The sequence below is a fragment of the Streptomyces sp. NPDC048258 genome, from assembly GCF_043201995.1.
In the GTDB taxonomy this organism is placed as follows: Bacteria; Actinomycetota; Actinomycetes; order Streptomycetales; family Streptomycetaceae; genus Streptomyces.
Window position 1 is genome coordinate 25,173 of sequence record NZ_JBICZH010000036.1, and the last position, 14,340, is coordinate 39,512.

Here is a 14,340-nt window from a genome sequence, read left to right on the forward strand (position 1 = left end):
GACGTACGGGCATCGACACGAAGCCTGAGCTGACCGGCTCCATGCCCGTTTGCCGATAGTTTCACGCCCATCCCGACAGAAGCGGAGGGGCCGGTGAAGCGGAGAGCCGCGTACGTCTGGTTCACACCCGTGCTGCGTACGGTCACGGCCCTCCTGGGTGCGGCGTCATTCGGCGCAGGGGCACTCGCCGTCTTCGCGACCCAGAACGGGACCGGCTCGGCGGCGCTGATCGTGTTCGGGGGCGTCCTGCTTCTTCTCGCTCTGCTCGGCAGCCGTATCGAGAGCCTGGAGTTCGGAGGGGCCACGCTGAGGATGCGGGCCGACGCGGCGGAGAGGTTCGCATTGGCGGAGGAGTCCGAGCGCCAGGGGGACATCGCCACGGCCGACGAGCTGCGTGCAGAGGCGAGGACCCTGCTGGAGGCCGCGAGGCCCATCGCCGCCGACTACGGATCAGTACGCCGCTCGATGCGCCCCGGTGCCCCACGTACCCGGGCCATGGAAGAGGTGGTTGCCCGTGCGCGCCGCTTGGCACAGGAGCGGTCCTTCGAGCCGGCCGAGGTCGTGAGCTGGTTGCGGCACGGTACGGAGGAGGAGCGCATCACCGCCTTGGCGATGATGCAGGCCAGCCCTGAACTGCGGAACTTCGAAGCCACCCTTGCGGCCATCACCCGGTCACGCACCCCCTTCGAGCAGTACCACGCCCTACGGCTTGCCGCGCAGATGGTCGACGTGCTCGACCCGGAGCAGGCCAGGAGGCTGGCCGAAGCGGTGGAGGCGCAGCGCTTTGGGTCGGACGCGGATCGCGAGCTGCTCGGCGAGGAGATCCTGCGGAAGGTGCGCGGGCGCTCGTAGGACGGCGTGAGCGAGCGGCGGCGGACGTCCTACGCCGTCTGTCTGTACGGCCGGCTGTTCGGCCTAGCGGGCGGACAGCAGCTGTCGCGCCATCTCGCGGGCCAGGTGGGCCGGTTCCGGGCCGGGGTCCAAGGCCGCGACGACCGTGGCGCCCTCGACCAGGATCAGGAGCTGGTCCGCAAGGTCCTCCCGGTCGCGGACGGCCAGGTCCGCCAGCAGAGACCGTAGCTCCGCCTTGTGGCGGCGTACGACGTCGTGGACTCCGGCGGGGCCGGCGCCGAGTTCCCCGTAGGCGTTCAGGAAGGCGCAGCCCCGGAAGTCCGGCTCCGAGAACCAGTCCGCCAGCCAGTCGAAGACGGCCGTGACGGGATCCGCGGCTCCGGCCGTCGTCGTCACCGCTTCGCGCAGGCTCGTCATCCAGCGGCGGTCGCGCCGCTCCAGGTAGGCCGTGATCAGGGCCTCCTTCGCGGGGAAGATCCGGTAGAGCCGCTTGAGGGGGACCCCCGACTCGGCGCGGATGCGGTCCATGCCGACGGCCTGGATGCCGTCGGCGTAGAACAGTGCCTCCGCCGCGTCCAGGAGTCGGGTGCGGGCCTCTTCGTCGTCCATGAGGGCAGCGTAGTCCAGATCCGGTTGCCTGGAGAACGATCGTTCTCTACGGTGAGAACGATCGTTCTTCCAGTGGGATCGCGAGAGGGTCTGTCATGAACGAAAGCGTGGTTCGTCCGCCGCTGCCGCCCTTCACCGAGGAGTCGGCCCGGGCCAAGGTGCAGGCCGCCGAGGATGCCTGGAACAGCCGTGACCCCGAGCGCGTGGCCCTCGCGTACACGGAGGACTCGCAGTGGCGCAACCGCGACCGCTTCCTCACGGGCCGCGCCGAGATCCGCGACTTCCTCGCCGCGAAATGGGAGCGCGAGCTCGACTACCGGCTCCGCAAGGAGCTGTGGGCGTACACCGGCAACCGCATCTCCGTCCGCTTCGAATACGAGTGGCACGACACCACCGGCCAGTGGTGGCGCAGCCACGGCAACGAGCAGTGGGAGTTCACCCCGGCCGGCCTGATGAGCCGCCGCGAGGCCAGCATCAACGACGTCCCGATCGCCGCCGAGGACCGCAGGCTCCGGTGACGGGGGCGCAGGGGCTTCACGCCGCCGGGGCCCGTGTCCGGCCCCGGCGGCGCCCGAGACGCGGGCCGGTCAGAAGGCGGCGAAGCCGGATCTGACCCGCGCGAAGCGGTTCATGACCCGGATGTCCGGGGCGGCGGCGTGCACGGCGGAGTCCGAGAAGGCCGCGGTCGTGCCCAGCGTGCCCGCCAGGGCGAGCAGCTTCTCGATCGTCACCTGGTCGTCGACGAACTCGGGGGCGGGGAAGGTCCGGTGGACCTGCTTGAGGACCTCGATGTGCTGTGTCAGGCGTTGCCCGGCGGCATCGCGGTCGTTCTCGTACAGGTCGTCGAGCGCGTGGAAGGTGATCTCGCTCGTCCGCAGGCCCACCGCGTGTACGGTCACGATCTCTTCCGCGAGCGTGGCCGCCTCCGACAGCGCGATCTCCCGGCTGCGGTTCTCACGTGCCAGGGTGTCCACGTACTGCACGGTCGCCGTACCGATCCCGCCCGTCGGTACGGGCCCTTCGGGCACCTGGATCTCCAGCACCACCCAGTACGTCTCGCCGAAGGCCAGATCCGGGGCGAAGATCCGGATGCCCTTGTCGCCGGTGATCAGATCGGGCAGCACCTCGGTGCCGTACTCCTCCCGTGCGCGGCGGGCCGCATCACGGGACTCGCGGAACACCCGGGCCCGTGCCCGCTGATCGGTCACCAGGTCATGCCCGTACAGGTGCCACACCGTCACCGCCGGGTCGATGTCGATCCGGAGCTGAATGTCGATCGCGGCGAGGTGGTCACGCCGCTCCAGGTCTTCCAGCAGGCCGGAACGGACCTGTTCCGGGCGGGTGACGAAGGTGCAGTGGCCGCGGGCGGTCCCGGCGAGCGCCGAGAGTTCGGCCATCCGCGCGTCCGTCCCGAAGCCGAAGCACGAGAGGGTCAGATCGCCGCGCAGCCGGGCCGCGACGTTCTTCCGGACGGTGGTCCAGTTCCGTTCGCCGGAGGTCGGGTCGCCGTCCGAGAAGAGGTAGAGCCGGTTGACGGTACGGCCGGCGCTCGCGCGGCGTCCGATCTCCGCGATGCCGTACTGCACGCCGAGCTGGATGTCGGTCCCGCCGTAGGCGGTCATGCCGGCCACGGTCGCGGCGAACCTCTCCGGTGGCAGGTCCTCCTTGCGGGTCGCCTGCAAGAGGGTGGACACATCGGTGGCGAAGGTGACGATGCCGAGCGAGTCCGTCGGGCGCAGCCGTTCGTAGATCTCCTGCAGCGCGGACTTGACCGTGTCGAGCTTCTCGCCCTCCATGGAGCTGCTCGTGTCCACGACGAAGACGAAGTTCACCGGCAGGGGTTCCTTCGCGGGCGCGCCCGGCTGCGCTTCCGCACCCGCCTTCAGTGCGATTTCGACGAAGTGGGTGGTGTTGTCATGGGCTTTGGAGTCGCCGGGCACCCGGGCGAGCCCGTGGCTGACGGCCAGCGCCTCCCCTTCGGGTGGGCCGGGGACCTGGTCGGTGCGGGCGGCCACGAAGTCGTCGAAGCGGATCTGGTCCTGTTCGATCAGCACCCCGCTGTCGATGAGTTCGGTGACACCGAGCACGGAGCGGGTGCCGTAGGCGCTGCGCCGGCGGATGAACAGGCCGTCGTGGGGGAGGGGGCCGCCGGAGACACGAGCGGGGAGTGAGGGACGTGAGGGACGCGAGGCACGTGAGGGGGCGCGGAGTTCGGGGGCCTGGGCTTGCGGGTAGCCGTACGCAGCTGCGGGCGGCCTACCGTTCGCCACCCACTCGCCCCTTGCGTGCCCGTGGATGGACCCGTCCGGGTCACGTGATACCGAGCGAGGGGCGGGGGCCGCGGATTCGGCTGGCCTCCTCCGGGCGGGTGTGGGCTCGCGCCTGCCCACCTGGCCGCGCTCGACATTCCCTGTGGGCTCGGGATACTGCACGCGCCGTACCACCCCAACCTGACGCGTGCTCCGTAACTGCCCCGCGGAGTGGACCACGCGCCCCTGGAGGAGCCACCTCCAGGCCTCGCCGCGCTGTCCGGGCTTCCCGGGGGCGTCCGTTCCGAGGGCGAACGCGTCAGGGTGGATCACGATCGTGGGTACCGGCGCCGCCGCCGGCGCCGTGAGCTCCGCCCCGATGAAGCCGAGGTACGTCTGCCAGCTGTCGATGAGGGTGTCCACGCGGAGACCGCATCGCCTCGCGTGCTCCTCGCACTCACGTGCCCGGCGGTCCAGCTCCGCAGCGGGCAGTCCCGGGCTCAAGGGGGCGGTGAGGAGTACCGCCCTGCCGTCCGACAGGCTGTCGCCGGCCGGAGACGGTGTGCCCCGGGCACCGCAGAGCGTGAGTGTGGCACCCAGTCCGAGGAGCCCCTCCAGGACGCCGTCGGAACTCATCAGTGTTTTCCGCAGCTCGGCATGGTCGCTGATGCCTGGCTCGACCACGACCGCGGCGTCGGGCAGGTCCCTCAGCAAGGTGTCCACCTCCTGCGGGTCCCGCGCCGTCCGGCCCAGGAGCACCAGGCCGCGCTGCGTCGCCCGCTCACGGCACTCCTGCTCGGTCCGTCGAGCGGACCGGGACCAGAAGCTGCCCGCCTTCCCGAGGCGGGGGACGTACAGAACAGCGGGGGCAGTGGCCGCGGAGCCGCCGGGATCTTGTGTCATGCGCAACTTCTCCGATTCCTTGTCCGTGTCGTGGGCCCGGCCGGGCGTCAGGCCGTGGCCTGGCCGTGGCGGGCGGGGAGCGGGCAGCGTTCGTCCAGCGCGGTGTTGGTCCGCACCCGCACGTCGAACATGCCTTCCGCGCGCAAGAGCCCCAGCCAGACGTCCAGTTCGCTGCTGATTCCCTGGCTGGCGGCGGCGAGCCGCACCGCCTCGTCACGGTCCGCCGGGCTCCGGCCGACCAGCAGGATCCTGATCTTGAGGGCGATGCTGTGCGCGTTCCGAGGCTCGATCTTCAGGGCCTCGTCGACGTATCCCGCGGCCACCGTCGGGTTGGAGCGGGCCAGGGCGATCCTGGCCTTCCAGTACCAGAACTCCTCGGCCTCGCGGTCGGTCCCCGCCGAGTCGAGCGCGCGTTGCGCCTGGTCGGGCTCGTTCGCCGCGATCAGTCGCGCCACCTTGGCCAGTGAACGCTCCTCCGCGGCCCCGGGCTCCGGCCCGTTCCGGTGCCCCCGGTGAAGAGCCGTCCCACGAGCAGGAGGGAGGCCAAGAGGAACGCCAGCAGGATGCCGACCAGGATCATGAACTGCTGCGCTCCCTCGCCGTCGGCGAGGGTGGCGAAGATCCCCAGGATCGCTATGGCGAAGGCGAAGACGATCACAGCCCCGAACAGGCCGGTGGCCTGTCCCGCTGTCAGCGTGCGGAACATCCTGTGCTGAATGATGTTGCGGACGAGGTCCCGGTAAAGGAGGAACAGCACTCCGAGAGCCACGCCACCGAATCCGGCTATGCCGCCGAGGACCTGAAATAGCTCCAACATGCCACGGACTGTAGGGCCTAGGGCATGCATGTGTACGGCATACGGTCAGCGGCGTCCGGGGAGCGGGTTCCCCGTGCCCCCGGGAAGCCGCCGGTCCCGCTCAGGCGGTGTCGTGGTGGTGGGCCTGCGTGATGAGGTCCGTCGCGACCTCCAGGGCCGCCAGGCGGGTCTCCTCCGGGTCGCCCTCCACGTGCTGGAGGAACATCATCCCCGCGTGCAGCGTGAACAGCGCGCTCACGCACCGCACCTGGTCCGTCAGCGGGCCGTCCGTCGTGCGCAGCAGTTCCACCAGCTTGAACAGCCGCTTCTTCACCGTCTCGCCGATGGTCAGCTCGCGCGTCGTCGCCTGGTTCTCCTGCATGAAGCGGTACAGCGAGGCGCCCGCCGCCATCGCCTCGCTGTAGCGGCGCAGCACTTCGCGCTTGGTCTCCAGGGTGCGCGGCTGCTCCTCCGCCCACGCGATCAGCTCGTCGATCGGCCGCGTCAGGTCCTCGAAGAGGCTGATGATGATGTCTTCCTTGGTCTTGAAGTGGTAGTACAGCGCCGCCTTCGTGACCTCCAGCCGCTCCGCGATCTCGCGCAGCGACGTCTTCTCGTACCCCTGCTCGGCGAACAGCTCCAGCGCGACGTCCTGGATGCGCTGGCGCGTGTTGCCACGGCGCGGCTGCGGACCGCTGCTGGAGCTGGTCGTCATGGTCGTTCTCCCCAAAATTTACTTACTTGACGCCCGGCTAGTGACGGGTCTACCTTCCCCAGTGTAGTGAACTAGCCGGTCGGCAAGTAAGAGCCGGGCTCGAAGACCGGCAGAGCGACAGAACAGCAGAACAGAAGTGCCAGGGGAGTGGACATGGGCGAGACAGTCAAAACGGCCGAAACCTCGGAGGGGGTGAAGCCGCGCAGCGTACGCGTCGTCCTCATGGCGCTGATGATCGCGATGCTGCTGGCGATGCTCGACAACATGATCATCGGTACCGCGATGCCGACCATCGTCGGCGAGCTCGGCGGACTGGAGCACCTCTCCTGGGTGGTCACCGCCTACACGCTGGCCACCGCGGCCTCCACCCCCATCTGGGGCAAGATCGGCGACATGTACGGGCGGAAGGGCTCCTTCCTCACCTCGATCGTCATCTTCCTGATCGGCTCCGCGCTCAGCGGCATGGCCCAGGACATGGGCCAGCTGATCGGCTTCCGCGCGATCCAGGGCCTCGGCGCCGGCGGTCTGATGGTCGGCGTCATGGCGATCATCGGCGACCTGATCCCGCCCCGTGAGCGCGGCAAGTACCAGGGCATGATGGCCGGCGTGATGGCCCTCGCCATGATCGGCGGACCGCTGGTCGGCGGCACCATCACCGACCACATGGGCTGGCGCTGGTCCTTCTACATCAACCTGCCGCTCGGCGCGGTCGCGCTCGCCATGGTCACCGCCGTCCTGCACCTCCCCAAGAAGACGGGAGAGGGCGAGCGCCCGAAGATCGACTACCTGGGTGCGGCACTCCTCACCGTCGCCATCACCTCCACCGTGCTCGTCACGACGTGGGGCGGCACCGAGTACGCCTGGGGCTCCGGCCAGATCATCGGCCTGATCGTCGTCGGCGTGGTCTCGACCGCCGCGTTCCTCTACGCCGAGACCAAGGCGGCCGAGCCGGTCATGCCGCTGCACATCTTCCGCAGCCGCAACTTCACCCTCATGTCCGTGATCGGCTTCCTCGTCGGCTTCGCGATGTTCGGCGGCGTGCTCTACCTCCCGCTGTTCCAGCAGGCGGTCCAGGGCGCCTCCGCCACCAACTCGGGCCTGCTCCTGCTGCCCATGCTGCTCTCGATGATGGTCGTCTCGCTGATCGCGGGCCGCGTCACCACCAACAGCGGCAAGTACAAGATCTTCCCGATCGTCGGCGGCGCGCTCATGGTCGTCGGGCTCTTCCTGCTCGCCACGATGGACACCGGCACCTCCCGGCTCGTCTCCGGCGTGTACATGGCCGTCCTCGGCGCCGGGCTCGGCTTCCTGATGCAGATCACCATGCTGGTCGCGCAGAACAGCGTCGAGATGAAGGACATGGGCGTCGCGTCCTCCTCGGCGACCCTGTTCCGTACGCTCGGCGGCTCCTTCGGCGTGGCGCTGATGGGCTCCCTGTTCACCAGCCGGGTCACGGACACCATGGCGGACCGCCTGGGTCCCGAGGCCGCCGGAGCCGCGGGCTCCGCCCAGCTGGACGCGGCGAGCCTGGCCAAGCTGCCGGAGGCCGTGCGCGACGCCTACCAGCACGCGGTGGCCGCCGGTACGCACTCCGCGTTCCTGCTCGGCGCGGCCATCGCCGTACTGGGCTTCGCGGCCGCCTGGTTCGTCAAGGAGGTCCCGCTGCGGGGCGCGGGCCCGGCCCCGGCCGACGGCGCGGAGGACGGCACGGACGGCAGCACGGACGGCGGCGCGGACAAGGGCAAGGCGGCCCCGGCTCCGCAGGAGTCCCTCGCGCACTGACGCGTGACGCGTGACGCGCATCGTGGCGCGCGACGCAACTCGCACGACGGCCCGGCCCCGGTGGATGAACGCATCCACCGGGGCCGGGCCTTTTCTGTCCACGCGTCAACCGCGCCGCCAGTTCGGCCGGTTCGACAACTTCAGCAACTCCCGTAACTCCGGCAACTCGGACCAAAGTCGTATTACCTGGAATTTATAGGCTAATTGGCTGGAACCCCCCGGCGGCGGCGCACGTCCTGATCCACAGAACGCTCACAGGCGGATGGGGAGTGGACATGGGTTTCTTGGCGCGCGTCAACGAGAAGGGCATCCGGGCCCGCGCAGCCGTCGCGGCGTCGGCCGTCGCCGTCGCGGCGACGATATGGGGAGTGGCGACGCTGGTGGAGTCGGGACACGAGACCGCCGACCAGAACGTGTCGCGACAGCGGGACCCCGACGACGCGGCGCGCGGGCCGCAGCAGCAACCGGAGCGGATACCCGAGGGCATAGCCCACGCCTCGGAGAGCGGCGGCAACGCGGTCAACATCACCATCGACGACGGCCCCGACCCCCGCTGGACCCCGAAGGTCCTCGACGTACTGGAGAAGTACGACGTGAAGGCCACCTTCTGCATGATCGGGCCGCAGGCCAAGGCCCACCCCGGCCTCGTCAAGAAGGTCGTCGCGGCCGGCCACCGGCTCTGCGACCACACCATGGACCACGACACGGCCATGGACAAGAAGCCCGTCGCCTACCAGGAACAGCAGATCCTCGACGCGAAACGGCTGATCGAGGAAGCCGCGGGCGGCGGCGCGAAGGTCGAGTACTACCGGGCCCCCGGCGGCGCCTTCACCCCCGACAGCAGGCGCCTGGCCGCCGCGAACGGCATGCGCCCGCTCGGCTGGAACGTCGACACCAAGGACTTCGGCAAGCCGGGATCACCCGCCATCGTCGACGCCGTGAAGCGCGAGATCGGCAACGGCCCGACGGTGCTCTTCCACGACGGGGGCGGCAACCGCGCCCAGACCGTCGAGGCGCTCGACCAGGTGCTGGCCTGGCTGAAGGAGCAGGGCCGCCCGACCGGCTTCCCCGTCCGCACCGACCCCGAGACCGTCGACCGGACCAGCCCTGACGCCGGCTGACACGCCGTCCGGCGGGCGAACGGGTGAGGATCGACGACCCGGACCGCCCCGGGGTGTTCCCTGGTCACGCACGTACGAACGTACGCCCGACCAGCGACCAGCGACCACCCACCAGCCCGACCAGGAGCCCCCCCGTGACCATCAGCCCCGGCAAACTCTCCGACCCCGCCGTCGGCGCCTTCGTCACCGCCGTCAACGCGCACGACAAGGACGCGTTCCTCGCCCTGCTGACCCCCGACGCGACCATGTCCGACGACGGCTCGGACCGCGACCTCCACGAGTGGATCGACCGGGAGATCTTCGACTCCGGCGGCCACATGGACGTCCAGAAGGAGTCCGACGGCGGCCGGTCCCTCATCGTCGGCTACCGCAACGACACCTGGGGCGAGATGCGCACCGCCTGGCGCTTCGACGTCACCCCCGGCGGCATGATCAGCCGCTTCGAGACCGGCCAGGCCTGAGCCGGGCAGCCGGTCACATCCCGCGCGCCACCTCCAGCACCGCCGCCGTCAGCCGCTCGTTCTCCGGCGCCGCCCCGCCCGGGAAGGCGAAACGGCGGCGCGTGTACCCGTACGCGATGCCCGTGACCGGGTCCGCGAAGCCCTGGGCGCCCGCCGCGCCGCTGTGCCCGAAGGCCTCGGGGCCCACCGCGGGCTGCCGCGCGAAGCCCAGAGCGAAACGGTCCGCGTCCGCGGTCACCAGGTCCGCGCCCCGGGTGTGCTGCTTGGCGCACTCCGCCAGGGTCTCCGGCTTCAGCAGCGGAGCCCGGCCGTCCACCTCGCCGATCGCCGCCGCGTACATGCCGGCGATACCGCGCGCCGTGCCGGTGCCGCCCGCCGAGGCCGGGCCGAGCGCCCGTACCGTCGGGTGGTTGGCGAAGGCGATCAGGTCCATCGGCTGTTCACGGTGCGTGTTGAAGGCGACCGCCAGCAGCTCCGGCGCCGGCCCGGCCGCGGCCCGCGCCGCCAGCTGCTCCGGCGTCGGCAGCATCTCCAGCACCGGCTTCCACCGGCCCTCCTCGGCGGCCGGCAGCCCCAGGTAGAGGTCCAGGCCGTAGGGGGCGCGCACGCGCTCCTCGTACAGCTCCTGGATCGTCCGCCCCGTCGCCCGCCGCACCACCTCGCCGGTCAGCGCACCGATCACGAAGGCGTGGTAGCCGTACGCCGTCCCGGGCTCCCAGTACGGCTTCTGCGCGGCCAGCCGCGACGCGATCAGCGCGTCGTCCGCCATCTCCTCGTAGCCGAAGCCCTCGTCGGTGTTGATCAGCCCGGACTGGTGGCTGATCAGCCGGCGCAGCGTCAGCCGTTCCTTGCCGTACCCGGTGAACTCCGGCCAGTACGAGGACACCGGCCGGTCCAGGTCCAGTACGCCGTCCTGCACCAGCAGCGCCACCACCAGGTGGGCCGCGCCCTTCGTGATCGAGTAGACGCCGCTCAGGGTGTCCGCACCGGTGTCCTCCCCGGCCCACAGGTCCACCACGCGCCGGCCCCGGTGGTGCACCGCGAACTGCGCCTCGGGCGAGTGCGGCTCGGCCGCCACCACGGCGGCGAACTCCTCCCGCACCGGCTCCCAGCCCGCCGCCACCGTCCCGTTCACGGGCACGCCCGCCGGCCCGCTCACGCTCACGCTCATCGGATCCCCCGTAGATCGCCCCGTCGTATCCGCCTGTGTCCAACGGGAGTTGATCAGTTGATATTCCGGGGACGGCCCGGCCCGGCCTCCTCCCGTACGGGTGAAAGCGCGCCCGGCGACGTTCCGGCCCGCCGCGGGGTCCCGTTGGACCGGGCATGAAGCGCACCCGCATCGCCGCCCTCGCCCTCGTGACCACCGCCGCGGCCCTCGCCCCCGCCCTCGGCCAGGCGGCCACCGCCGCGGAGGGAACGGCGTACCTCCAGGACCCGGCCGGCGGTGAGAAGACCATGAAGTCGATGTGGACCGACGACAAGATGCACAAGGTGGAGGGCCAGTTCCGCTTCCACCCCGGAATCATGTACAAGACGGTCACCCGACCCGGCCCCTCGGGAGCCCCGGACTACGAGCGGCAGGCACCCGACCCCAAGACGCTGGCGTGGCAGCCGTCGTACGAGTTCGCCTGGTCGGTGTCGGACTCGGCGGGTGTGAAGCAGGTGCTGACGACCAAGGACGGCACGCACCCGATCGTCGTGCACGCCGTACTGCGCACCGCCAAGGGATCGAAGGCGGGGGAGGTGCGCCAGAAGCCGGCGGGGAAGCCGGCGACGGGGCGGGAGAAGGTCGCGGGCGGCAAGCGGATCGCGTGCGACACCGGGAAGTACACGGTGGAGTGGTCGGTGACGCGCGAAGACTACGGGACGCTCACCGGCACGCTGCCCTGGGACTCCAGCTGCGAGCAGCACCGGACGGCGTTCGCCGCGGACCACGGGCAGCAGGGGCAGCAGGGGCGCTAGGGGCACCAGGGGCACCAGGGGCAGAGCTGAGGCCGGCCGCCCCGCGCACCTTGTGGGTGCTCGGCGGGCGACTGGACCGGCGGCCTTGGATCAAGAGCCGCAGGAGCCATGGTGCCGCATGGGATGGGCTGCGGCAGGGGTCGAAGGTCCGTGTCACGGGGGAACTTCGGCTTTTTCAGTGCTTCTTGGAGGCCTCGTTCGCCTTGGCGGCGATCTCCTCCAGGACGCCCTTGGCGTCTCCGTTCGGTTCCACCGCGCGCCCGATGTTCCGCTTGATGGTGTCGCTGACCGTCACCCAGGACGGATCGTTCACCGGGTAGAGCTGGGCACCGTAGAGCGCGGTCAGGAACTGCTGGTCGTTCTTGTCGAGGCCGCCGCCGGCCTGGGGGCGCGAGGCGGTGACGGTGGACGGCAGCAGGTGGTAGCGGTTGGCGAAGTCCGACAGGTTCTTGTCCTGGTAGAGGAACTCCAGGAACGTGCCGATCTCGGCGCGGTTGCCGTTCTGCTTGAAGGCCATCATCCAGTCGGCCACGCCCACGGTCGGCGGGGTCTCCCCGGAGCCGAGGGTGTCCGAGACCGGCATGGTGACGGCGCCGACGCCGATGCCCTTGGCGCGCGCCTCGTGCAGGAGCGAGGGGTAGCCGTTGACCATGCCGACCTCGCCCTTCAGGAAGGCGGCGAAGGCGTCGGCGCGGTTGAGCTGGGAGGGCGGGGTCGGGCCGGTGAGCCCGGGGGCGACCAGCTGGTCCTTGACCCAGCGCCAGGTATAGATGTTCTGGTCGGAGGCCAGGCTGTAGTTCCCGCTGCTGTCGGCGTAGCCGCCGCCGTTGCTCAGTTCCCAGATCATCGCCTCGGCGTGCGCCTCCTCCGGGCCCAGGGGCAGGGCGTACGGGAACTTCACCCCCTTGTCCTTGAGCTTGCCCGCCGCGGACTTGAGGTCGGACCAGGTCTTGGGGGGAGTGCTGACGCCGGCCTGCTTGAACAGCGCCTCGTTGTAGAAGAGGAGGCGGCTGCTCGCCACGAAGGGCAGCCCGTAGAGGGTGTTGCCGACGGTGCCGGCCTCGGCGAGGGGCTGGAGGAAGTTCGCCTCGGCGCTGACCGAGAGCAGTTCGTCCGCGGGATACAGCTTGCCCTGGGCGGCGAAGTCCGAGTACGCGCCCATGAGGGCCATGTCCGGTGCTTTTCCGGCCTTGACCAAACGGGAGACCTCGCGGTCGATGTCGGCCCATGGCAGGAGCTTGACCTCGACCTTGATACCGGGGTGGGCGGCGGTGAAATCACCGGTCACCTTGTCCCAGAAGGCCTTCGAGCTGGTGGCCGGAGTATCGCCGTATTCCGCCGCGATGAGGTGCAGCGTGCCGTTGCCACCTGCGCCGTCTCCGGAACCGCCGCATCCGGCCAGAGGTATCAGCAGACCGAGCGCGACCGTGGTGGAGGCCGCACCGAAGATTCTTCGTCGCACGGGTGTATTCCCCTGATTTTCTTTTGGATCCCGTTATTACTTATGAGTTGCTCCGGGCGGGGGTGTCCATCCATGGCCCGTTGGCCGGAATTCTCTCCTGACGGCGGGCGGTTGATTCCATTGGGGCCGCACTTGTGGGCAATGCTCCAACTACGGCTTTTCCGGCTGGTGTTTTCCGATATGTGATCAACAAATGGGACGCGCGTAGACATGCCGAAAGGCCCGTTTCCGGTCATGGAACGGGCTCGGTGGGTCTCGGGTGAGTCCTGCGGGCGCTAGTCGGCGAACTCGCCCGCGTACGGGTCGGGCTCGCCCGTCTCGGGGTTGCGGCCCTCCTGCCAGCGGCGCTGGGCCTTGCGCCAGTGGACGAAGCTGAGGTGGCCGCCGTCCCAGAAGGTGATGCTGACCGGGCTCACGTCGAACTCGTCGGAGCAGAGCCGGTAGAGGAATTCGGCCATACCGTACGGATACACCGCGAACGAGTCGGCGGTGTGCCGTCCGCACACCAGAACCGGCCACCGGTCCGGGTCGGGGTCGGAGGTGAGCCAGCACAGGATGTCCGACCCGCCGGTGACACCCCAGGCGATGATCGACTCCGGGTCCACGTCGAAGGCGGACCGGCCGCCCTCCGCCTCCCAGACCTGGCGGGCGTTGTCGGTCTCCTCGGCCATCTCGGCCGGGTCCCACTGCAGGCCCGGCTTGGGCAGCGGCAGCAGGATGCTGGCCTCACCGTTGATGGACCCGGCGCCGAAGCGCCCCATGAAGGCGATGAAATCGGCCGGGAACCGGGTACCCCAGGCCGCCTCGGCCGCCTGCCAGTCGATGTCCTCGTCGGCGCCGTGCGTCGCCGGCATGATCTGCTCCAGCGCCTTGATGTGCGCGTTCTCCGTCATGCCGCTCCCCTGCCACCCCAGCTCAACCGCCCCAACCTACCGCCGGTGCGGGGTCCCGCCTACCCGCGCGTGAGACGCCCCGGTACGTCCACCTTCAGGGCGGTTCCGGCGCGCAGCCCCCAGCCGGCCATCGCCCCGGCCTCGGCCTCCAGGACGTGCCGCGACCGGAGCCGGGGCAACCCGAGGCGGCCGGGGGCCATCGTGACGACGGCGAGCACGTCGAGGTCCCTGCCGAGGTACGCCACGTCGATGGCGAACCGCATCCGGAAGGTGTGCACGCTCGCCGCCGGGGTGAGCAGCATGGCCCCGTCGATCCCGTCCCGCCCGAGGAGCCCCCGCGTCCGCGCCTTGTACGAGGCGGCCACCTCCAGCGGAACCGCCACCGCCCCGACCGTGAGGATCCCCTCGCCGTCCCGCCAGTTCGCCATGGCGGCAGCCTAGTGCTGTGACCGGCAAGGTTCACCGGGTCGCGACACCCGGCACGGCACCTCGCCGCGTTGTCGGACCGCGCAAGTACGTCCAGTACGAGCCG

Annotated in this window: 15 protein-coding genes; 6 read left to right on the forward strand and 9 right to left on the reverse strand. The window is 70.3% G+C overall.

What is annotated here, in order from left to right; all coding sequences use genetic code 11:
- Positions 1–93: 93 nt before the first annotated feature.
- Positions 94–852 (forward strand): hypothetical protein, encoded by a 759-nt coding sequence (locus ACGFYQ_RS39460; RefSeq protein ID WP_393751797.1) that lies wholly within the window; start codon positions 94–96, stop codon positions 850–852.
- A 63-nt stretch (positions 853–915) separates the two neighbouring features.
- Here ACGFYQ_RS39460 and ACGFYQ_RS39465 read toward each other — a convergent pair whose 3' ends face one another.
- Positions 916–1,461: a TetR/AcrR family transcriptional regulator gene (locus ACGFYQ_RS39465; protein WP_393751799.1), complete on the reverse strand. Its 546-nt coding sequence runs from the start codon at positions 1,459–1,461 to the stop codon at positions 916–918.
- A gap of 95 nt (positions 1,462–1,556) precedes the next feature.
- Between ACGFYQ_RS39465 and ACGFYQ_RS39470 the strand changes: the two genes are divergently transcribed.
- Positions 1,557–1,979 carry a nuclear transport factor 2 family protein gene (locus tag ACGFYQ_RS39470; RefSeq protein WP_393751801.1) on the forward strand — a complete coding sequence of 141 codons (423 nt, stop codon included), beginning with the start codon at positions 1,557–1,559 and terminating at the stop codon, positions 1,977–1,979.
- Positions 1,980–2,048: 69 nt separating this feature from the next.
- On the opposite strand, the gene ACGFYQ_RS39475 is transcribed toward ACGFYQ_RS39470, so the two are convergent.
- The 4 genes from ACGFYQ_RS39475 to ACGFYQ_RS39490 form a co-directional block, all read right to left on the reverse strand.
- Entirely contained in the window at positions 2,049–4,613 is a 2,565-nt protein-coding gene (locus ACGFYQ_RS39475) for a VWA domain-containing protein (protein ID WP_393751803.1), read from the reverse strand.
- Positions 4,614–4,660: 47 nt separating this feature from the next.
- A complete protein-coding gene (locus ACGFYQ_RS39480; RefSeq protein WP_393751804.1) occupies positions 4,661–5,068 on the reverse strand; it encodes a hypothetical protein in 408 nt (135 codons plus the stop codon).
- On the reverse strand, positions 5,056–5,430 hold the full coding sequence (locus ACGFYQ_RS39485; RefSeq protein ID WP_393751805.1) for a hypothetical protein: 375 nt from the start codon (positions 5,428–5,430) through the stop codon (positions 5,056–5,058). Before ACGFYQ_RS39485 ends, ACGFYQ_RS39480 begins: the two co-directional genes overlap by 13 nt.
- A 100-nt stretch (positions 5,431–5,530) precedes the next feature.
- Complete coding sequence (locus ACGFYQ_RS39490; RefSeq protein WP_393751806.1) at positions 5,531–6,124, reverse strand: TetR/AcrR family transcriptional regulator; 594 nt, start codon at positions 6,122–6,124, stop codon at positions 5,531–5,533.
- Positions 6,125–6,277: 153 nt separating this feature from the next.
- On the opposite strand from ACGFYQ_RS39490, the gene ACGFYQ_RS39495 reads away from it, so the two are divergent.
- The 3 genes from ACGFYQ_RS39495 (at position 6,278) to ACGFYQ_RS39505 (ending at position 9,488) form a co-directional block, all read left to right on the forward strand.
- Positions 6,278–7,906, forward strand: coding sequence for an MDR family MFS transporter (locus ACGFYQ_RS39495; RefSeq protein ID WP_393751807.1), 1,629 nt, complete (start codon positions 6,278–6,280; stop codon positions 7,904–7,906).
- Between the two features lie 275 nt (positions 7,907–8,181).
- Positions 8,182–9,027, forward strand: coding sequence for a polysaccharide deacetylase family protein (locus ACGFYQ_RS39500; RefSeq protein ID WP_393751809.1), 846 nt, complete (start codon positions 8,182–8,184; stop codon positions 9,025–9,027).
- A gap of 134 nt (positions 9,028–9,161) precedes the next feature.
- The gene (locus ACGFYQ_RS39505) at positions 9,162–9,488 is read left to right on the forward strand and encodes a nuclear transport factor 2 family protein (protein WP_393751811.1); all 327 of its coding nucleotides are present in this window, start codon (positions 9,162–9,164) and stop codon (positions 9,486–9,488) included.
- Between the two features lie 13 nt (positions 9,489–9,501).
- Here the strand turns inward: ACGFYQ_RS39505 and ACGFYQ_RS39510 are convergent, their stop codons facing one another.
- Entirely contained in the window at positions 9,502–10,659 is a 1,158-nt protein-coding gene (locus ACGFYQ_RS39510; protein WP_393751813.1) for a serine hydrolase domain-containing protein, read from the reverse strand.
- Between the two features lie 155 nt (positions 10,660–10,814).
- On the opposite strand from ACGFYQ_RS39510, the gene ACGFYQ_RS39515 reads away from it, so the two are divergent.
- Positions 10,815–11,453, forward strand: a complete 639-nt coding sequence (locus ACGFYQ_RS39515) for a hypothetical protein (RefSeq protein ID WP_393751815.1) — start codon at positions 10,815–10,817, stop codon at positions 11,451–11,453.
- A 175-nt stretch (positions 11,454–11,628) separates the two neighbouring features.
- Here ACGFYQ_RS39515 and ACGFYQ_RS39520 read toward each other — a convergent pair whose 3' ends face one another.
- The 3 genes from ACGFYQ_RS39520 to ACGFYQ_RS39530 all read right to left on the reverse strand — a co-directional run bounded on the left by ACGFYQ_RS39520 (position 11,629) and on the right by ACGFYQ_RS39530 (position 14,236).
- The gene (locus ACGFYQ_RS39520; RefSeq protein ID WP_393751817.1) at positions 11,629–12,915 is read right to left on the reverse strand and encodes an extracellular solute-binding protein; all 1,287 of its coding nucleotides are present in this window, start codon (positions 12,913–12,915) and stop codon (positions 11,629–11,631) included.
- A 275-nt stretch (positions 12,916–13,190) separates the two neighbouring features.
- Positions 13,191–13,808, reverse strand: coding sequence for an SMI1/KNR4 family protein (locus ACGFYQ_RS39525; protein ID WP_393751819.1), 618 nt, complete (start codon positions 13,806–13,808; stop codon positions 13,191–13,193).
- Positions 13,809–13,867: 59 nt separating this feature from the next.
- Positions 13,868–14,236: a DUF192 domain-containing protein gene (locus ACGFYQ_RS39530; protein WP_393751821.1), complete on the reverse strand. Its 369-nt coding sequence runs from the start codon at positions 14,234–14,236 to the stop codon at positions 13,868–13,870.
- Between the last annotated feature and the right edge of the window lie 104 nt (positions 14,237–14,340).